17 protein-coding genes are annotated in these 21,696 nt (G+C 35.8%); 14 read left to right on the top strand and 3 right to left on the bottom strand.

The genetic code is table 11. The features are described from left to right. Positions 1-30: 30 nt before the first annotated feature. Complete coding sequence (gene htpG / locus M0R38_04320) at positions 31-1,842, bottom strand: molecular chaperone HtpG (protein MCK9480974.1); 1,812 nt, start codon at positions 1,840-1,842, stop codon at positions 31-33. 320 nt (positions 1,843-2,162) lie between these two features. Here htpG and M0R38_04315 point away from each other — a divergent pair, with 320 nt between their 5' ends. The 5 genes from M0R38_04315 (at position 2,163) to M0R38_04295 (ending at position 6,472) form a co-directional block, all read left to right on the top strand. Further along, a complete protein-coding gene (locus M0R38_04315; GenBank protein ID MCK9480973.1) occupies positions 2,163-2,849 on the top strand; it encodes a zinc metallopeptidase in 687 nt (228 codons plus the stop codon). A gap of 9 nt (positions 2,850-2,858) precedes the next feature. Then, positions 2,859-4,166 carry a hypothetical protein gene (locus tag M0R38_04310; protein MCK9480972.1) on the top strand — a complete coding sequence of 436 codons (1,308 nt, stop codon included), beginning with the start codon at positions 2,859-2,861 and terminating at the stop codon, positions 4,164-4,166. Positions 4,167-4,173: 7 nt separating this feature from the next. Beyond that, positions 4,174-5,088, top strand: a complete 915-nt coding sequence (locus M0R38_04305; GenBank protein MCK9480971.1) for a hypothetical protein — start codon at positions 4,174-4,176, stop codon at positions 5,086-5,088. Positions 5,089-5,096: 8 nt separating this feature from the next. Continuing rightward, positions 5,097-5,966, top strand: a complete 870-nt coding sequence (locus M0R38_04300; protein ID MCK9480970.1) for a lysophospholipid acyltransferase family protein — start codon at positions 5,097-5,099, stop codon at positions 5,964-5,966. 167 nt (positions 5,967-6,133) lie between these two features. After that, on the top strand, positions 6,134-6,472 hold the full coding sequence (locus M0R38_04295; GenBank protein MCK9480969.1) for a metalloregulator ArsR/SmtB family transcription factor: 339 nt from the start codon (positions 6,134-6,136) through the stop codon (positions 6,470-6,472). On the opposite strand, the gene M0R38_04290 is transcribed toward M0R38_04295, so the two are convergent. Further along, positions 6,469-6,816, bottom strand: coding sequence for a helix-turn-helix domain-containing protein (locus tag M0R38_04290; protein ID MCK9480968.1), 348 nt, complete (start codon positions 6,814-6,816; stop codon positions 6,469-6,471). The two genes, M0R38_04295 and M0R38_04290, sit on opposite strands and share 4 nt — an antisense overlap. A gap of 129 nt (positions 6,817-6,945) precedes the next feature. Between M0R38_04290 and M0R38_04285 the strand changes: the two genes are divergently transcribed. Continuing rightward, a complete protein-coding gene (locus M0R38_04285) occupies positions 6,946-8,088 on the top strand; it encodes a hypothetical protein (GenBank protein MCK9480967.1) in 1,143 nt (380 codons plus the stop codon). After that, the gene (locus tag M0R38_04280; GenBank protein MCK9480966.1) at positions 8,075-9,268 is read left to right on the top strand and encodes a Signal peptidase-like protein; all 1,194 of its coding nucleotides are present in this window, start codon (positions 8,075-8,077) and stop codon (positions 9,266-9,268) included. The genes M0R38_04285 and M0R38_04280 overlap by 14 nt, the downstream gene beginning before the upstream one ends. A gap of 39 nt (positions 9,269-9,307) precedes the next feature. On the opposite strand, the gene M0R38_04275 is transcribed toward M0R38_04280, so the two are convergent. After that, positions 9,308-10,198, bottom strand: a complete 891-nt coding sequence (locus tag M0R38_04275) for a 3-hydroxybutyryl-CoA dehydrogenase (protein ID MCK9480965.1) — start codon at positions 10,196-10,198, stop codon at positions 9,308-9,310. A 69-nt stretch (positions 10,199-10,267) separates the two neighbouring features. Here M0R38_04275 and M0R38_04270 point away from each other — a divergent pair, with 69 nt between their 5' ends. The 7 genes from M0R38_04270 to M0R38_04240 all read left to right on the top strand — a co-directional run bounded on the left by M0R38_04270 (position 10,268) and on the right by M0R38_04240 (position 21,692). Beyond that, positions 10,268-11,923 carry an amino acid permease gene (locus M0R38_04270; GenBank protein MCK9480964.1) on the top strand — a complete coding sequence of 552 codons (1,656 nt, stop codon included), beginning with the start codon at positions 10,268-10,270 and terminating at the stop codon, positions 11,921-11,923. Between the two features lie 75 nt (positions 11,924-11,998). After that, a complete protein-coding gene (locus M0R38_04265) occupies positions 11,999-13,228 on the top strand; it encodes an acyl-CoA dehydrogenase family protein (GenBank protein ID MCK9480963.1) in 1,230 nt (409 codons plus the stop codon). Continuing rightward, a complete protein-coding gene (locus M0R38_04260) occupies positions 13,228-14,346 on the top strand; it encodes a hypothetical protein (protein MCK9480962.1) in 1,119 nt (372 codons plus the stop codon). The genes M0R38_04265 and M0R38_04260 overlap by 1 nt, the downstream gene beginning before the upstream one ends. Before the next feature lie 11 nt (positions 14,347-14,357). Then, positions 14,358-15,761 carry a phosphoglucomutase/phosphomannomutase family protein gene (locus M0R38_04255; protein MCK9480961.1) on the top strand — a complete coding sequence of 468 codons (1,404 nt, stop codon included), beginning with the start codon at positions 14,358-14,360 and terminating at the stop codon, positions 15,759-15,761. Further along, positions 15,745-16,680, top strand: a complete 936-nt coding sequence (locus tag M0R38_04250; GenBank protein ID MCK9480960.1) for a YfiM family protein — start codon at positions 15,745-15,747, stop codon at positions 16,678-16,680. Before M0R38_04255 ends, M0R38_04250 begins: the two co-directional genes overlap by 17 nt. A 152-nt stretch (positions 16,681-16,832) precedes the next feature. Beyond that, on the top strand, positions 16,833-17,714 hold the full coding sequence (locus M0R38_04245) for a DUF4349 domain-containing protein (GenBank protein ID MCK9480959.1): 882 nt from the start codon (positions 16,833-16,835) through the stop codon (positions 17,712-17,714). A 210-nt stretch (positions 17,715-17,924) separates the two neighbouring features. Then, positions 17,925-21,692 (top strand): T9SS type A sorting domain-containing protein, encoded by a 3,768-nt coding sequence (locus M0R38_04240; protein ID MCK9480958.1) that lies wholly within the window; start codon positions 17,925-17,927, stop codon positions 21,690-21,692. Positions 21,693-21,696: the final 4 nt, after the last annotated feature.

Raw genomic sequence — 21,696 nt, 5'->3', positions numbered from 1 at the left:
CACACGAGAGCATGCAAATTGGGACTCTTTTTATTTGTTAATCAAATCAATGCTTCGGTTAACAAAATTCGCCATCTTCTCTCCTTTCAAAAGATTTTTACTTAGTAATGCCAAATCCAATAATTGACCTACCACTGCCTCCTTAGAAGAATTTTCGTTTGCATTTAAAATAGTCTTCATCAATGGGTGGTTAGTATTTACCTTGACTTTGTATTGCGCTCCCATAGATTCCGTACCGAACATTGCCGTTTGATTGCTGTACATTTCTCTAAACCTACGGTCAAATTCTCCTTCTGTGATCACTACGGGAGGTTCGAGCGCACTCATTGGGACTGTTTCTACTTCAAACCCTTGATCTGCTTGTTTTGCAAAAAGGTCTTTGATAGTTTCTTCTTCTTCTTTGCTGCAAATTGATTCTATATCAATTCCTTTATCTACAAGTTTGTCTAAAGTGTCAGCATCAACCCTGCGACAAACAATGTTGGTATTTTTCTCTTCTAATTTTCCAACAAAATATTGGTCAATTACACCGTCAAATTCAATTACTATATATCCATTGTCCCTTGCTTGCTTGATATAAATGGCTTGTTCTGGCGGCTCAGTAGTATATAGTAGCACTGTCTTATTATCTTTATTTGTTTGGATTTCTTTTGCCGTAGTTTCAAACTCATCCAGTGTCATAAATTTACCCACAGTATCTTTCAACAAACAGAAGTCTTTTGCTTTTTCATAAAACTTCTCATCGCTAACAATACCATATTTGACAAAAAGCCCAAGGTTCTCCCATTTAGATTCAAAATCCGCTCTATCGTTTTTAAACAATTCTCCTAACTTATCAGCCACTTTTTTTGAAATGTGGGTTGTTATTTTCTTTACATTTCCATCGCTTTGTAAAGCACTTCTGGAAACATTTAAAGGGATATCCGGTGAGTCAATAATTCCTTGAAGTAATACCAAATAATCAGGCAAAATATCCTTTACGTTATCTGTAACAAATACCTGATTGCTGTATAACTGGACTTTGTGTCTATCTGGTTCAAAACGATTGCTGATTTTAGGAAAAAACAGCACTCCGGTTAAATTAAAAGGATAGTCAACATTGAGATGGATATGAAAAAGTGCTTCAGGTTCAAATGGATAGAGCGTTTTATATAAATCTTGGTAATCTTCCTCTTTCAAATCCTGAGGTTTCTTCGTCCATATCGGCTCTTTTTCATTGATAATTTTGTCTTCAAATTTTATAGGTACTGGTAAGAACTTGCAGTATTTATCAAGAATACCCCTGATTCTAAAGGAGTCATTAAACTCTAAACTATCATCATTGAGATGTAGTACAATCTCTGTCCCCCTCTCACTCCTATCTCCTTCACCCATTTTAATATCTGTGTTTCCATCGCATACCCAATATGCTGCCTTAGCATCATCGTGTCTAGCCAATGAGTTGATTTCTACTTTGCTTGCAACCATGAAAGCGGAATAAAACCCTAATCCAAAATGACCAATGACCGCAGTTTCGGTTTTGTCTTTGTATTGTTGCAAAAACTCTTCTGCTCCTGAAAACGCAAGTTGATTAATGTATTTTTCAATTTCTTCCTGGGTTAATCCAATGCCTCTGTCTATGATAGACAATGTTTTCGCCTCTTTATCCAATTTAACTTCAATTGTTAAATCACCCATCTCACCTATGTATTCTCCAATAGATGAAAGCGCTTTGAGTTTTTGGGTAGCATCTACTGCGTTCGATATTAATTCTCTAAGGAATACCTCATGGTCAGTATAGAGAAACTTCTTAATAATCGGAAAAATGTTTTCAGTGTGTACAGATATCTTTCTGCTTTTCATTTTACTCATAATAATCTTTAGCTTTTTTTTCGATGAGACAAATAAAATGCCTAACAAGAATGCTGTTAAATTGGCATAACTAAAATGTAGTTATGTCATACTATCTCTATATTTGCGCCACGATTACCGCTTGATAATGATACTGCAAAAATTCATCTCCTATATTTTTTTCAAGAAAGATAGGTCTAATGGTGTCAAACCTTCATTTAACATACGTGCCATGCACACAATAAACAAGATTAGCATCTTGCTCTTTCTTCTTGGCATACTTTTTCTTATTGTAAAATTTATTCGTAACTAACTTAATAATATATAACCACATGGAATTCACATTCGGCTCATTAATCTTGATGATTGCAATTACAATTGCCAGTTTAATTGTAAGTCAAACCCTAAAATCAAAATTTAAAAAGTATTCTCAATTACAACTTCGCTCAAATCTTACCGGAAAAGAAGTTGCCGAAATGATGCTTCGCGACCATGGTATTACCGATGTTCAGGTAACCCAAGTAAGTGGCCAACTTACTGACCACTACAACCCTGCAACAAAGACTGTTAACCTTAGTGAAGTTGTTTATTATGAACGTAATGCAGCAGCCGCAGCAGTTGCCGCTCACGAATGTGGGCATGCTGTTCAACATGCTCAAGCGTATCAATGGCTAACATTGCGTTCTAAATTAGTTCCGGCAGTGCAAGTGTCAAGTCAGCTGATGCCATTTGTATTAGTAGGTGGTATTTTGTTGCTTAAAACCTTTCCTACTTTACTGCTTGCGGGTATTATTCTTTTTGCAAGTACAACCCTTTTTAGTTTTATAACCTTACCTGTTGAGTTTGACGCCTCTGCAAGAGCTTTAAGATGGATGGAAGGCAAAAATATTGTTACCTCTCAAGAACAAACAAATGCAAAAGATGCACTAAGATGGGCTGCTATGACTTATGTTGTAGCTGCGATAGGCTCTTTAGCAACCCTTCTCTACTATGTGTCAATTTTTATGAACCGAAGATAATTAATGTCTTTGAAGAGAATACAAGACCTCCTATTCATTTTTCTTTTTAGTGTTCCTATATTTGTTCAGGCACAAGAAACAGTTCGTGTAGAACTAAACGAACGCACTACCGATGAACAATTCCGAAAGACACAAGCAATTATTCCGGTTTTTAAATATAAGGGCCAACCATTTGAAGGAGTTTCTGATTTCGGATTAAAAACATCAAAAAAGCACAAGCCAGAAACCTTCCAAATCAAATTCCCTGACATGACAGGGATGAAAGATACGTCCTATACCTTTTTCTTTTTTGGAGCAAATGAAACACATACTCCTATTGGATATGTTTTTTGTATTGTAGGTAACAACAACAGGATGCGAGGTAACACATATCTCTGGATAGACCGTAATATGAATTTAGATTTATCTGATGATGGAGCACCAGATACTTTTAGTAATCTTTCTAATTATATTCATAAAATAAAGTTATCACACTCACAATTCCCGAACGCATACCATGAAATACAAATCTCGCGTTTTGATTTCGATAAAAACATTCAGTACAAGAAGCTATTAGACGATCATTATCGAAAAAACAGTGGTTCCAAAGAGTTTGAAGGTGCAGACTTTTCGTTTCGTGAGCAACGTATGATTATTCATTCTGCTGATTATAAGCATGGGCTAGATTCTTTTAAAATCGCTATCAAAGATTTCAATTGCAACGGGCTATACAATGACAAGAAATTTGATCAGATATTAGTTGGAGAATACAATACGCAAGAATTAGGGAATAATATTTATGATATTGATGCAAAGGATATAAGTTTTGAGTGGAATAGAAAGCGTTATAGGATTACTCATATAGATCCCGCAGGTCAATACATTGAATTTTATTATGATGCGCAATGGCAACCGGATAGACAATTGAAATACGGCAAAAAAATTCCTAAGTTCAAAGTCGAATACGCTGACAATCAAAAGAAGTCCAAGAAAATCAGACGCTTTAGAAGAAAACCGGTTTATATTGTATTTTGGAATTTCGAAAGCCCAACGTTTGTAGAAGACACAGCCAATTTTGCTGCCATTCAGCGAGAATTTGGCGACAAAATACACATCATTACACTCAACTATGGAGAACCTCCAAGAAAAGTTCTTGGCTGGGCACATAAAAACGGTGTTGAATATACGGTCGGAATAGCCAATAAAAAGTTGTTGGATTTGTATTATGTTGAAACATTGCCAACAAGTTTTTTGACAAACAAACGACAACGGTTAAGTGAAATTAATATAACTTCGCGTGAACTCTTAGACAGACTTAGAAAACAATATAACAAATAAAACACCTATGACTGAATCATCAAACAACCAGAATAATTCTAAAAGCAGAATTATAATTATCCTCCTGATAGTACTATTATTAGGATCCGGAGGTTTAAGTTATTGGCAGTTCTCAGAATACAAAGAATTGCAACAGCAACTAACCGAAACCCAAGATTCCCTTGAAACTACTATGTCTGCAAAGGACAGCCTCGAGTTGAGCATAACCGAGTTAGAAAAGAAACTGGCTTCTATTGAATCAGAAAGAGCTGAATTAGCAGATTACGCAGGCACACTTGAAACAGATATTGCAAACCTTAAAGCAACAATTGCAAATCTGCGTTCAAGAATTGCAAAAGCATCACCTGAAGAAATAGCAAAATTGAAAAAGGAAGTTGAAGCTGCCAATACAAAAGTAGCTGGCTACGAAGCTGAAATAAACAGATTGAAGGCTGAAAATGAAGAGCTGAAAAAACAAGGCGAAGAACTGATGGAGCAAAATGTTACACTGACAGAAGTGAATAAAACACTTGATACGAAAGTTCAAAAAGCATCAGTAGCCCAATTTGCACCTATCAAATTAACCCTTGGAAGAATGAAAAGAAAAGGGTTCAAAGAAGAAACAAAAGTTAGAAGAGTGGAAGAAATTCATGTTGATATAGATGTTATCGAAAATCCTATCATCAACACTCCTACTGACCAGATTGTACTTATACGAATCATTGATCCTGACAATGCGGTACTTTCAAAAGTCGAAAATAATAAAGATCTTGTTGACAAATCTGAGGTTTATACTATGAAACAATCATTCAGTTTTGACGGAAAGCCTAAAAAAATAAGTATTGTTTACACTCCTGAGGCTAAACTTAAAAAAGGAGCTTATAAAGTTGAGTTCTGGGCTAATGGGGCGCTTAAACAAAAAGGATCTTTTGAATTAGAATAACAGCCGTTTTGAATCATTTTCAAAAAGTATTTTTATTCTATCCTATAAAACTATTGAGCCTGCTTCCTTTGCAGGCTCTTTATTTTATATTCTATCCATGTTACTTCTTACTATTCTATATTTTCCGTTATAGGCGAAAAATAACGAATCAAAACCTCTCCAATGCCTTTCCAAATAAAAGCAAAAAGGAAATAAGCACTATTGAAAAGAAATACTATAAATACCTCACTAAACTATTTTCTGAGTTTGTAAAGGGAATTAGTATTTCAGAAAAAGAACTAAGAAAGAGGGTTGTATTACATGACAGAGATGTGTTGCAGAATATTTATAATAATCATGGAGCAGCCATTGTGTTATTGGGTCATTATGGAAATTGGGAATTAATTGCTTTGGCATCCGAACTAATTGCCCCTCATCATTTCAATATTATATACAAACCTCTTACAAGTCAATTTTCCAATCATTTAATGCAAAAAATTCGTACAAGATTTGGTGCAGATGTAACTCCAATGGAATTTACATACACAGCCATTAAAAATTTACAAAATGAAAAAGTATTATTTACTCTTGTAAATGACCAAAGTCCTTCTAACATAAAGAATGTTCATTGGATAAATTTCCTCAATCAGCAAACTGCCTTTATGTCAGGGGCGCTAACTATCACAAAAAGGCTCAATATTCCTGTTTGTTTTTTAGAGATAAAATCTTATAAATCTGGATTTTATGAATTATACCCTAAAGTTATAATTGAAGACAATACACACCACTCAACTGAAGGAGTCATTAAGATTTACGCACAACTACTAGAAGACAATATACGCCAAAAGCCCGAACTATGGCTGTGGTCGCACAGAAGATGGAAACACAAAGCGCAGTAGGACGCCACAAAACCACAAAAGTACATTCATAATATTAAAGAGTTCAATAACTTGAATATCAGTTAATTATTTTCAATACCTTAAAGCATCTCTTCATAACTCTCAAAACCAAAAGAAAATATTTTATTTGAATTTGTAATTCTATAAACCTATTGTACATTTGCGATATGGCTAAATCTAAAAGAAGTTTATTTTCAGACAAAGATTCTGAAACTGCAGAAATAGCAAAGTCTTTAGGACATCCTGCTCGAGTTCAAATTCTCAAATTATTACTTATGAAAAGTCCACAAAACTGCTCTGAGATTGTTGAACAGATTCCACTTGCACAAGCAACAGTATCTCAACATCTGTCAGAACTAAAACATTCCGGCATGATAACAGATAAAAGAGAAGCAAACATGGTATTGTATTCTGCCAACAAAGAAAGGGTTGTAAATGCATTTAATCTATTCAATGACTTACTGCTTGGCCATGTAAAAAATGTAAAACAGCAGAAATTGTTTTAGCCTTTGTCTTGCTTCAAATCATCCAGCAAGCTCATTTCTGTTCTGTAATGTTCAGTGATGAGCATTTTTAACAATTGGACTCTGTTATTATATTCATGATTGTCTGCTTGCCTTTGCTCTATCCCACCCCTTTCTTTATCGCCTGCACCAAACAATAACCAATCCGGTGAAACATTAGGGAAAAGTGTTAACAACTTAATCACCAAGTCTAAACTTGGATTGTTTCTACCTGAACTAATATGGGATAATGTAGCAGCGGCAATATCTAATTTTTCAGAAATGGTTTTTTTATCCATGCCCGACTCATCGATAATCTTACTTATGCGTTCAACAATTGCTTCCATTTATACATGTAAATTTAGATAGCACAAATGTAAATCATTGCAATTTACCTTTGTAAATTGCCGTGCTGTGTTTTATATTCAAATTATACACAATCATGAATACTATAGGAATAGGTCTATTTTTGCATTATGAAATTTAAAGAACTTGCAATAGCTCAACTGATAGTGGATAGACTCACTAACTTAGGGAAGATCAACAAAATTCCGCATGCAATTCTTTTTTCAGGGCATGAAGGATCCGGCAATCTCGCTACAGCTATTGCCTTTTCTCAATATATTTTATGCGACAATCCAACAGAAAATGATTCTTGCGGAGAATGTCCAAACTGCAAAAAGGTATCTGAATACATTCACCCTGATATCTTTTTCTCATTTCCTTTTATTAGTGCTAAGGATCAAGAACTCTCAACAGCGTTTATTGAAGAATGGCGAAACATGCTTAAGAGTACCCCTTACCCCTCTTTACAAGATTGGCAACAAAGCATTGAGAGTAATAACAAGCAGTTAAATATTTATGCTTCTGAAATAAGAGATATAGCCAAACGTTTAAGCTTGAAATCATACAGTGGTAAAAAGAAAATTTTAATCTTATGGTTGCCCGAGTTTATGGGAAAGGAAGGCAACATGCTCCTTAAATTAATAGAAGAGCCGCCTGATCATACACTTTTCTTCTTGGTAACTGAAAGCGAAAAAGACATATTGACAACCATACTGTCGCGTGCCCAAAGAATATATATACCTAAACCAGACGTTGAAAGCATCGCTCAATACTTGCTCTCTATTGATGATGAATTAACTAAAGAAAAAGCCGGTTCTATTGCATTAGCTGCAAAGGGGAATGTGAATGAAGCATTGGCAATTCACTATGAACAAGAAGAACCCTTTTTTGAACTTTTTAGAACATGGTTATTGGCTTGTTACACTGGGAAAGGTTCTACAATGATGGAGCAAGTTGAAAAAATTAACAAGGGCAGTCGTGATAATGTAGTGAATTTTCTAAGTTATGGTTTGGAACTCATGCGCGATGTTTTTATATTTACACACAACAGCCTTGACCAGAACTTGCCGGAAAAAGAAAAGGAATTTTTAACTAATTTTGCAAAGACAATGGAGGGGCGTTCTTTTGAAGATATGTACAAACTGTTCAATGAAACAATTTTTGGAATTATTCGAAATGGTAATATCAATATTCTTCTTACCTCACTCTCTATGGATATAAATAAGATTTTTAAAGGAAAAAGAATAATAAAAGCAGAATATGGGATGCAGTAATTGCGGCACAGGAAACCTTCAAGGTAAAAAACCTTCCGGCTGTAAAAATAATGGCAATTGTGGAACAACAGGATGTAATAAACTAAATACATTTGACTGGCTTGGCAATATTGAACGACCGGTCGGATACAAACCTTTTAACATTGTTGAAATAAGATTCAAGGGAGGTAGAAAGGAATATTTCAAGAACTCAAATAACCTTACTCTATACATTGGTGATTACGTTGTCGTTGATGCAGAAAATGGTTATGATGTAGGCGAAGTGCTGTTAAAAGATGAGTTAGTAAAATTACAACTCAAGAAACGTGGGCTTACAGCAGATCAGATTGACAAAAAAATTCAAAGGATTTGCAATGAAGCAGATCTTGAGAAATACAATAATGCTAAGGAAAAAGAGGCAGCTACCCTGACTCGTGCACGTACTGTTGCACTTGAAATGGGACTATCAATGAAGTTGAGCGATATTGAATTTCAAGGAGACAATCGTAAAGTTACTTTTTACTATACAGCAGAAAGCAGAGTTGATTTTAGAGAATTAATAAAGGTTTATGCTGACGAATTCAAGGTAAAAATTGAAATGAGGCAAATCGGTTTTAGGAATGAAGCAGCCAGACTTGGCGGAATAGGCTCTTGCGGACGTGAATTATGTTGTAGCACATGGCTTACAGACTTCAAACAAGTAAGTATTAATGCAGCCAGAATCCAAAACCTTTCAATTAACATGCTAAAACTAAGTGGTGTATGTGGTAAACTTAAATGTTGTTTAAATTTTGAGTTAGATACTTATATGGATGCGCTCAAAAACTTTCCTAAAACAAAGAATTTAACTCTCGAAACTGAAAACGGAGCAGCTACACTTCAAAAAATTGACATATTAAAGAATTTAATGTGGTTTCAAGTAGGTGATGAAACTAATTGGGTCCCGTTAAAAACTGAATTAGTAAAAGACTACATGAAACTCAATGAGTCCGGTAAAAAGACTCCGGTTTTGTCAGTTCCTAAAAATGACGAGAACAACGGCACACCTACTGCTGTTAGATCAAAAACAGATTTTATGAACTCTGCGGATTTATTAAGTTCGGATCTTGCTGGTTTAGATAAGAAGACAAAACAGAATTCTAATAATCACAAGAAACATCATAACCGAAATAAACACAAAAACAAAAAGCGAGACAATTAATTATCCCGCTTAGTATGTTTGTGTTAATACAATTGGCTTTTATTTTGAAAAATTAGGTGCCACGACCAATTCTTTGGTTCCATGTGAGTAGTCATAAAAACCTCTTCCCGACTTTACTCCTAAATCACCGGCTGTTACCATATTTACTAATAAAGGACAAGGAGCGTATTTTGGATTTCCAAAACCGTCATGCAAAACATTTAAAATTGCAAGACAGACATCTAATCCAATAAAATCTGCCAGTTGCAAAGGGCCCATAGGATGCGCCATTCCTAATTTCATAACAGTATCAATTTCAACCACTCCCGAAACACCTTCATGCAAGCTGATGATAGCTTCGTTAATCATTGGCATCAAAATCCTATTTGCTACAAAACCAGGGTAGTCATTGACCAATGTTGGTACTTTTCCTAAAGACTGAGATAAATTCATTATAACCGCAGTAACTTCTTTTGAAGTTTTAAATCCATTAATCACTTCAACCAACTTCATGACCGGTACGGGATTCATGAAATGCATTCCAATGACCTTTTCCGGTCTGTTTGTTACTGAAGCAATTTTTGTGATAGATATTGAGGAAGTATTGGTGGCAAGTATTGTGTGCGCTGGTGAATACTTATCCATATCTCTAAAAATTTGAAACTTTATATCTCGATTTTCAGTAGCTGCTTCAACCACCAAGTCTGCATGAAGAACGCCTTCTTGCAATGATGTCATCAAATGCAAGTTTGAGAGTGTTTGTTCTTTTTGCTGTAAAGAAATAATTTCTTTTTGAACTTGACGATCTAGATTTTTGGTAATGGTTTGCAGTGCTTTATCCAACGCATTTTGATTAATATCAATTAAATTAACATTAAAGTTATTGAGTGCAAAGACATGTGCAATGCCATTCCCCATTGTTCCACTTCCAATTACTGCTATATTTTTCATGCCGCAAATTAAAGAAATAGAAAATTGTTTTCTAAGCAGAATTTCTATTTTTGCCGATATAAGTTTAATATGAGTTTATTTTCAAAGAAATCAATAGGATCCCTTCTAGACGAATCTCTTGAGTCAGGACAAGGGCTAAAACGCACACTCAGTTCTACAGCCTTAGTTGGATTAGGAATCGGAGCTATTATAGGTGCCGGATTATTTTCAATCACTGGTATTGCTGCCGCTAATTATGCAGGACCCGGAATTATGATATCGTTTATCATTGCTGCTTTTGGCTGTGGATTGGCTGCATTGTGCTATGCTGAGTTTGCTTCTATGATACCTGTCGCAGGTAGTGCATATACATACTCTTATGCAACAATGGGTGAGTTTATTGCTTGGATCATAGGTTGGGATTTGGTATTGGAATATGCTATCGGAGCTGCAACCGTTGCATCCAGCTGGAGCGGCTATCTTGTCAAACTCTTTGCTACATTTGGTGTTGCTTTGCCAGACTACTTAATGAAAACTCCTTTTGATGGAGGAATAATAAACCTGCCGGCAGTTTTTATTGTTTTCATCATGTCTTTTGTACTTATTAGAGGTACAAGTGAGTCGGCTTGGGTTAATGCGCTCATTGTTTTCCTAAAAGTAGGTATTGTAATCGTTTTTATTGCCTTAGGATTAAATTATGTTAGACCGGAGAATCTCACGCCTTTAATTCCTGAAAACCAAGGCACATTCGGTGCATTTGGATGGACAGGGGTAATTAGAGCTGCGGCAATTGTATTTTTTGCCTATATTGGATTTGACGCTGTTTCTACTGCAGCTCAAGAAACAAAAGATCCTAAACGCTCTATGCCTATCGGAATCTTAGGTTCATTAATTATTTGCACGGTTCTTTACATTTTGTTTGCTTACGTAATGACCGGTGTTGCACATTATACCGAATTTGGCGGAGGTGGTCTGGCTCCTATTGCAACTGCTATCGAGTGGATGGGACCTATTGTAAATGGAGTTCCTCACCCGGATTTTCCTTGGTTAAACACAGCCATCATTATTGCAATTCTTTTAGGTTACGCTTCTGTTATTTTAGTAATGTTATTAGGTCAAAGTAGGGTATTTTATTCCATGAGTAAGGATGGGTTGCTTCCAAAAATATTTTCTGAAGTGCATAAAAAACATCGCACACCCTACAAATCAAACCTGCTTTTCATGTTTTTTGTAAGTGCATTTGGTGCATTTGTTCCCGGTCGTGTGGTTGGAGAAATGACCAGTATTGGGACTCTCTTTGCATTTATTTTGGTTTGTGCGGGCGTTTTGGTTTTAAGATACAAAATGAAAGATGCCCCACGTGCATTTAGAGTGCCTTTCGTTCCTTATGTTCCTATCTTAGGTATTATTGTTTGCCTTGGCATGATGGTTTTTTTGCCATTTGACACTTGGATACGTTTATTGGTTTGGATGTTAATCGGTCTCAATATTTACACATGGTATGGCAATAAGAAAAGTCTATTGAATGATGGGAAAAAACATCCTAAAGACAAAGCTATTTTGTGCCTTTCCGGTGTTTGTTTTGCTGTACTTTTAGTTATATTAGCATTGGCTCATCACTATACTACGATCGAGTCAGAACGCGATCATGCATTTTTTATTTTCTCCATGATATTTGGAGCATTGGAGTTTTTCCATTTTTCGAGTAAATTCTTTAAAGACCAAAATCTCGGGACTGCTTCGTAAATTCTTTGCATAGTGAATTTAATTCAATTGCTGTGAACGCAAGTTAATCCTAAAATTACTATAAATTCGCGCCTTATGTTAGATATTTCAAAGGCTATTGATTTTGAATCTGCTAAAGAACACAATCAAGGGAAAGATAGATTTCAATCTCATGATTTATATGCTGTTGATTCTTTATTATCAGAAGAACATTTACTGATAAGAGATGCTGTAAGAGCATGGATAAAAAAAGAAGTCTCTCCTATAATTGAAACTTCTGCACAAGCAGCCATTTTTCCGCATCATCTCATTTCAGGATTAGCAGAAATAGGAGCCTTTGGACCTCAGTTACCTGCAGAATACGGATGTGGAGGCATGGATTATATTACTTATGGAATTATAATGCAAGAATTGGAGCGTTGCGACTCCGGACTACGTTCCACCGCCTCAGTTCAGGGTTCATTGGTAATGTACCCTATCTACAAGTTTGGCTCTGAAGAACAGAAACAAAAATACCTCCCAAAATTAGCTAAAGGAGAACTGATGGGGTGTTTTGGTTTGACCGAACCTGACCACGGTTCAAACCCCGGAGGAATGGTTACTAATATTAAGGAAAAAGGAGATCATTTCGTATTGAATGGTGCCAAAATGTGGATTTCAAATGCACCATTCGCGGATATCGCTGTTGTATGGGCAAAGGATGAGGAAGGTGTCATCAGAGGTGTTATAGTCGAAAGAGGAATGGAAGGGTTTTCTACTCCTGAAACTCACAACAAATGGAGTTTAAGAACAAGTGCAACCGGAGAGCTGATTTTTGACAATGTAAAAGTCCCCAAAGAGAACATCTTGCCTAATGTTAAAGGACTGCGAGGACCTTTGACTTGTTTAGATTCTGCAAGATATGGCATTAGTTGGGGTGTAATCGGTGCTGCATTAGATTGTTATGACTCAGCTTTGAGATATGCAAAGGAAAGAAAACAGTTTAACAAGCCTATAGCCGGATTTCAATTGCAACAAAAGAAACTTGCCGAGATGATTACAGAAATAACAAAAGCGCAATTGTTGGTTTGGAGATTGGGAACATTAATGAATGAAGGGAAAGCTACATCCGCTCAAATTTCTATGGCAAAACGAAACAATGTGGACATGGCATTACATATTGCCCGTGAAGCAAGGCAGATACACGGAGCAATGGGCATTACAGGCGACTACCCTATTATGCGCCACATGATGAACTTGGAAAGCGTTATCACTTATGAAGGTACACATGACGTCCATCTGCTAATATTAGGAAAAGAAATTACCGGAGAGAACGCTTTTGTGTGATGATAAAAATGCGATTAGTTTTTGGAGTTATTTTAGCAAGTATTTGCATTTCGAGTTCGTTAAATGCAAAAAACATTTATAGTAATGTTCCTGTATTGCTTGTTGTTTCTACAGATAACCAGCCCGACACTATGGGATTTAATTTGGCAAGTCAAATGCCGGAAGTTATCTATGCATTAATCCTCCAGAATAAAATCACTTTATGGGACTCTCCAAAAAAAACTATCCGGATTTCAGCAGATGCACTGAATGCAATTGAAAGCGGGACTCAAACCGATTTCACAAAATCAAAATACATCTTTATAAACGAACTATGGAGTTCTACTCGCAACAAATTCTCTTTTGAGATTGTTGGACTTTCATTTATGAATGAAAGCAGTAAAGGAAAAGTTTCTTACGGGTATATTGATATGTCAGAAGCTGGCCCTTTCCTTTTCAAAGAACATATTAAAACAAATGCAAACGGATTTGCTTTCGTTTCATATATGGCAGCATTATACAGCAGACGTTACGACTTTTCGGTAGTGCAATTTGGCTCTGAAAATTTTGAAAATAATATTGAGCTCGAAGCCAGAGTTCACGCACAAGCTACTGACCCTAATAAAAGACAAGAGACACAAATACAACTCAAACCTATCAAAGAAATTACATACAGTATTGACAAGAAACCGATTGACAAATTTGGGGTGGGAATGCAACTTTTTGATGGTTTTGAAAAATTGCTATCAGAAAACCTTGAAATCTTCTTTGAACTCGGGGCTGACAAGTATTTTGATTATAGAACATATCGGTCGGAATTTGCGGTTACACGGATTGAGATTGACGAAGTGTGGGAAAAATCCGGTGATTTTATCATCATGACTCCCCGTACTGTTACAATTTATGTGAACAATAAGAAACTAAACCCTATCAGTATGACAGATTTAAGGATACTTAAATTTAATATAGGGCTGAAATCTATTGAGGATATTTTGCTTGAAAAACAATTTGAGTTTCAGATTACACGAATCAATCGGAGTCTTATCAATCCTGATGAGGCAAGCCTGTATTATCAAGCATTAAAAGAATATTCTTGGACTCAACTTACTCGATTTGTAAAATACTCTAAGACTAATTAAGAAGAAAGAACATGACTTATCAGATCAAATTTGGCACAGATGGTTGGCGTGAAATTATTGGAGACACATATACCGTTGACAATGTCTTGAGAATTACTCAAGCAGTTGCGGTATGGTTAAAAGAATCGAATGCTGCACCTAAAGCAACTGTGGGATTCGATTGTAGATTCGGAGGCAAAATGTTTGCAGAATATGTAGCTCGCTCACTTGCAAAATTAGGTGTTACTGTTTATTTAGACCCACATTTTGTTTCTACTCCTATGATTTCATTAGCTAATACTATTTTGAAAACAGACGTAGGTATAATAATTACAGCAAGTCACAATCCTCCATCGTATAATGGATATAAGTTAAAAGCAAATTATGGAGGTCCGGTGTTACCGGAAGACATTAGTAAAGTAGAAACGTTAGTTAATGAGCATGCTGACAGAGACTTAAGTGCTTTAGATGAATATGTCAATGTCGGTAAAATTGTGCTTTCTGATTTTGAGAAACTCTATTCAGATCAAATTAAAAACAAATTTGACTTACCAAAACTGCAAAATTTTGCCGAGAAACTGGCGTATGATGCAATGTACGGTGCAGGTCAGAATTTAGTTAAGAATTTATTGCCTCAAGCTACACTACTGCATTGTGAACACAATCCGGGCTTTCAAGGTGTAGCTCCTGAACCTATATTGAAAAATTTGGGTGAGTTTGCTGCATTAATTAAAAACTCGCCACACATTCAATTTGGATTAGCTACTGACGGAGATGCTGATAGAATTGGTTTCTTTGACTCTCAAGGAAGATTTATTGATTCTCATCACCTTATTTTATTACTTACTTATTACCTTGTGAAATACAAAAAAATGAGCGGTAAAATTGTTAAGAGCTTTAGTGTATCGTCAAAAGTAGATAAGCTTGCGCAACACTTAGGTTTAGAAACTGTTACAACCAAGATTGGGTTTAAGTACATCTGTAAACATATGGTTGAAGATGATGTTTTAATAGGGGCTGAAGAGTCTGGGGGAATTGCAATCAAAGGACATATTCCTGAAAGAGATGGAATATGGATGGGGCTTACACTGATGGCATATATGGCAGACACTGGTAAAAGCATTGAAGACCTTGTACAAGAGATGTACAACATTGTTGGTGCATTTGCCGTAGAGCGATACGATTTAACATTGAGTGAGGAGAAAAAACAATCAATAATCCAACATTGCCGCAACAATAACTATCAAGTATTCGGTAGCTATAAAGTACAAAAAGTAGAAGACTTGGATGGTTATAAGTTTCATCTTCCTAATGACGAATGGGTGATGATTAGACCTTCGGGAACAGAACCTGTATTAAGAGTGTATGCTGAATCCATTGATAGTCAACACGCTTTTGCTATTTTAGATGCAGTTAAAAATGCAATCCTTTCATAAACAAATATTGCTTGTATTGCTCCTACCCTTGTTTTTTGGAGCCTCAACCCATACTGCTGCTAACAATTCGGATACTTCTTCTATTTACAAGCACCGCCAGCGCAATCTTATATATGCAGAAGTAGGTTCAGGTCTTGCAATACATTCAGGCTTATATTTTGCATGGTACAGCCAATATCAAATGGGGAAATTCCATTTTATTGATGATAGCCGCGAATGGTTGCAAATGGATAAATTGGGACATGCATATTCTGCATATTACTTAGGCGTAATGGCAAATGAAGCCGGCAAATGGGCAGGATTTTCACAAAAACATGCTGCAATGAATGGGTTGTTTGTTGGGATTGGATTTCAGACACTGATAGAAGTATTAGACGGCTTTTCTTCCGGATGGGGCGCATCTATCAGCGACATTGGTGCCAATACTGCCGGCTCCCTTCTGTTTTATACTCAAGCACGCACTTGGGATGAGCAGCGTTTCACACTAAAATATAATTTCTTCCAATCTCAATATGCCTCTCTTAGACCCAACGTATTAGGAAAGAGGCTACACCAAGAATTTTTGAAAGATTATAATGGTCAAGCCTATTGGCTAAGTTTCAATCCTTTGAATATCATAGGAAAGCAAAGCCAATTTTTTCCTGACTGGTTAAACATTTCATTGGGATATGGTGCATCAGGAATGTTAGGTGGATTTAGCAATAATTGGGTTTCTAACAACACCACCTTTGATTATACACATATTCCCCGTTACAGGCAGTATTACCTCTCTGCTGATATAAATTGGCTAAAATTATTAAAGCCTAAAAAACATTGGTCGCGTTTGTTATGTACTGCTCTCAATGCTGTAAAAGTCCCCTTTCCTACTTTAGAATACAATACATTTGACAAGAGAATACACGGTCTGTGGCTGAGATAGACTTGTGCTTGGTCTGAGTTTGACTTATTTTTCACCGTTACTTTTGCTCAACATTTGTTTTCTTCACTATAATTTTTTTTACCTCTTTTCTCATTTACCTTTCATCGGTTTAAAAATATTAAACTTGCAACTACTCTAAATAATATACTAATATGAAAACTCATCAATTAAAACCTTTTATCCTTATTACATTTCTTGGACTTGTTGCTTGTAACGGAGGTTCGTCTGAAAGTGCTAACAGCTATGATGCCGGTTATGCAACTGAAGAAAATTTTGCTCCAAAAGATGTAGAGATGGATGCTAAAAGTGTTGCAGATAATACTACTTCACTTTCAGAAAATCAAAACAACTTGAAGACCACTAAGAAAATTATTAAAGATGGTTCAATGTCTATTAAGACCGGAAATTTAAACAAATCCAAGCAAGCGATAGATCAATTGCTGAAAAGGTTTAATGCCTATTATGAAAATGAGTCTTTGGAAAAAGACTACAATCAAATTGCCTATAACTTGCGAATCAGAGTTGCAGCCGACAGCTTTGATAAGTTTATTGCTGCTATTGAGACCGGTGAGGGAGATATTCGAGGGAAGAATATTCAGGTTCGGGATGTTACAGGACAGTACATAGACTTAAGTACCCGATTAGAGAGCAAGAAAGAATATTTGAATAGATATAAAGAACTCTTAAGCAAAGCCAATTCTGTAAAAGACATACTTGAAATCGAAAACAGCATCAGCAATTTGCAAGCAGAAATCGAAAGCATTGAAGCTCAATTTAAAGTTTTAAATCAACAGATATCCGAAAGTACTCTTGACTTGTACATCGTTGAAACATTGGACTACGTTTATAAATCAGATAACAAAATCAACTTTTTTGAAAGGTTGAAACAAGCATTAGAAAACGGCTGGCAAGCATTGGTAGAATTTACTCTATTCTTAATCAGCGTGTGGCCCTTCTTAATCATCATTCCTGTAGCTATCCATTATTTCAAAAAATACAAAAAGTGGAAAAGAGCTAAAAAAGAAGCCAAATAAATAGTCATATCAACATTACATGAGTATATAAAATAGGGTTGTGAGCAAACATCGCAACCCTTTTTCTTTAATTTAACACAACTACGATTGTATAAGAAATACATTGGGTAAAGTGCTTCTTCAATGAAAATAAGAATAGTATTAAGGAAGTTTATACAAAGCATCAAATACACTTCATCCAAAAACGATTATCTTTGTTGCTTACTTAATATGAAAAGACTATTACTCATTTTACTATCCTATTTTGTAATAGCACAAGGCAACATAGAGGCTCAAAGTACAACAATAGGCTCGGGGACTTTTACATCCAATATATATGGACCAATGTACACTACAACTGGTTCTTTTACGGTAAGCCGATATGCTTATATATACAGTGCCGGAGACTTGGGCATGTTACAACATGGTGACAGCATTTCATCTGTCAGCTTTTTTAAAGACAATAATGATACACTAAAAGGCAACAATAACCTTAAAATTTATATACGCCCTACCAACCAAAAGGATTTTGGCGCAGGTATTCTCAGATGGTCAACCGAGTTATCCGGCAGCGGCTTTGTAAAAGTATTTGATGGCAATCCTAATACTATTATTAATGTAAATAGAGGATTTGTGACCTTTGATTTTATTTCTCCCTACCCTTGGGACACAAGTTTTGGACAGAATTTAGAACTTTTAATAGAATATTCTCAACCGGACAATCAATTAGCAGCTATCAATTGGCGATATGATAATTCTAACACACAAATCAGTTATCTAAGTAACCAAAGTAAATTCAATTTTGCTTCCGGTGTATTTGCACAAAGCGACTCATTAACTTCAAGCAATGAACGTAAACCCATGCTTAGAATCAATTTTCCAAGATACAATATAGAAATTGGCGCACTTGCATTGTATTCATTTGGCAAAATTCCGGTTCCATTGGGCAATCCCGACACAGTAAAAGTGCTTCTGTTAAATTCAGGCAAATACGATGTAGTAAACAGACATGCTTATTTGCATAGCGTAGGAGCTAATAATTTTATTGACACTTTAACTTTCAGTCTCAAGAAAAACCATCAGCAACTGTTTTCATTTCCAATCAGAAATTTAAACAATATTGGAATGGATACATTGTTAGTCGTTATTGAACCGGATGGAATAGCAAGTAATGACACAGTTGATGGTTTACGCGAAGCTACAGCATTCACATACTCCTATCGCAATTTAAAGGAACCGCCTGCACCGGGTGGAATTGGGTTTAATGGAGGCACAGGCGATTTTGTAGCTAAATTTATTTCTTCTCAGAATAAAGCAATCAACCAAATAAGTGTTATGTTTGGTTTTGGAAATCAACCATTTAGAATAGGAATATGGGATGCAAGCGGTCCTAATGGCAAACCGGGAACCCTGCTGTGGCAATCGGATTCCCAAACCTCAAAAGCGGGTGAGTTTATCATGCCTGTATGGCCACCTATTTCTGTCAATGGGACATTTTTTGTGGGTGTAAGACAAATTGGGTTGAACAATATTGCTTTTGGTTATCAAAATGAAGACCCTGTTCGTATTGGCACTTTCTTTGAAACCTCTCCTACAGGAAGCTCGAATTGGAACGACTTCAGTCCTGACGCACCATTCCGCTTTATGATTGAACCTCGCATTCAAGCAGACAATGATGTTACGCCCATCAGTATTCTCACTCCTAAAGACACTTTGATTTCCGGCAATTTTGACACCATTGCACCTCAAGCAATTATTAAAAACATAGGCACTAATAATCAAACGGATTCGTTTGCTATTCAATGTAATATCAAATATTATGGAGGTCAATTAATATACACATCCACGGTCTATGACACACTTTCATCAGGCAATAGCCGTATGATTACTTTTGAAAAATCATTTTTCCCAACTTTTTCAGGTGAATACACCATTGAAGTGTTCACAAACCTTAGCACCGATCAATTTCAGCAGAATGACACCATTACCTCCAGCGTGTTGGCAGGTAAATTTTCTGATGTAGGAATGACCTTAGTCTTTATTCCTTTCAATGGTGAGACATATCAATATAATATTGATACAATCATGCCCACTGTGAAAGCAGACAACTTTGGGTTTGACAACAGGACTTTCTTAATTGTTGGAAAGATTATAGATGAACAAAATAACGCGGTTTGGTCAGATAGTGTAACCAAGTCAGTCTTAGGCGGACAAAGCGTTACTATTGGGTTCAAAGATTACATACCTGAAAAAACCGGTACATATAAAATTGTGGCATATACAGACATGGCAGGAGACTTAGATAGGAAAAATGATACAATAGTGAGGATTTTCTATGTTGCCAAAGACAATGATGTTGCCGCCAATTATGCATTAGAACCAACACAAGCTAAGCACTACCCTTCTAATATCGACTCAATTCGACCCAAAATCAATGTTAAAAACTATGGCGGGCTACATCAATTTACGCCCTTCCCTGTAGTCTGTTTGATATACAAGAACAGCAACTTAGTGTATAATGACACTGCTAAAATTCAGGTTTTTATTGACGACTCAACAACAGTTACTTTTTCTCAAGCGTTTACATACCCTGATGATGGGAACTACAAGGCATATTTTATTACTTTGCTTGAAACAGATCAATACAGAAAGAATGACACGTTGATTATTGATTTTACAGTTGGAAATGAGAATGATGTAAGGGTTGTATCAATAATCAATCCGACTTATGACAGCGTTTTAAACTTATCAAATCTGTACAGACCAATTGTTGTGATTGCGAATGATGGATTTAAAAATCAATTTACACCATTCCCCATATATTTTCAGAGTATAGACAGTCTTGGAAAGATTGTCCAAACACTTGTAAAAACAGTTTCACTTTCTGCAAAATCCATTGATACACTTCGTTTTGACAGTACTTTTAATGCCAGACCGGAAGGCATTGTTGCAGTTCGTGCATTTACATCACTTTCCACTGATGAAAACACACTCAATGACACCGCCTATTCTCAATATATTGTATCAAAAACTTATGATTTTGAAGTAGCAGGGATGATTAAAAACAATAACGAAGAAGAAGTGGAAGTAAACCGAGGTTTTTATTCTCCCACTCTAATTGTTCAAAACAATTCTCGGATTATTGCAGACTCTGCTTTTGTTTCCATCATAATTAAAACACCTGAAAACAATATTATATACAACTATATTAAGAAGTCGAATCCTGCCCTATTTGGAGGTAGAGATACAATAGTATTTCCTGCATATTTCCCCGCATTAGTAGGAACATATACCGTCCATGCTTACATTTTTCAAATTGAAGATCAAAACCCTTTTAATGATACTTTAGAATTTACATTTGAGAGTATTGTTAACAATGACTTGGAACTATTTGAGATTACCATTCCTAAGCACAATGACACTTTTATTTTGGGTAAAAACATACCAGCATTTGTCTCAATCAAAGTATTAAACAACGGAAGACAACAACCTATTCATGCCACCTTAGAAGTAAGATTACTTGATGCTAATGACAATGTTATTAGAACAGACTCTCAAGCTATTGCAGACACGCTTCGTTTTGCAACTTCTCAAACCTTGATTTTTAATAATTTTTTCAATGATATTTCTACCTTAGATTCCTCATTACACAAAATGGAAGCTGTCATTCATTATGATGATGATCAACTCTTGGATAACAATCAAAAAACAACCCATTTTTATGTAGTAGAAAACACCTCTGTAGCTGCATATTCTTTAGGCAATGGAATCACAATTTATCCAAATCCATTTCATGAATTTATAGACATTGAAAATAAAAGCGGTGGTTCTCACTCAATTCAACTATTGTCATCAGACGGCAAAATTGTGTTCGAAAGTATCATGGAACACCTTGAAACAAGAAAACGAATTTCAACAAACGGACTTGCAGCTGGTGTTTATTATTTGAAACTTAACAATGGAAAACACATCTTTGCAGCCAAGTTTGTTAAGTATTAAATCA

It is taken from the genome of Bacteroidia bacterium (genome assembly GCA_023228875.1).
Lineage (GTDB): Bacteria > Bacteroidota > Bacteroidia > NS11-12g > UBA955 > JALOAG01.
The sequence above is the reverse complement of the archived record's forward strand: the minus strand, read 5'-3'. Positions and strand labels throughout refer to the sequence as shown.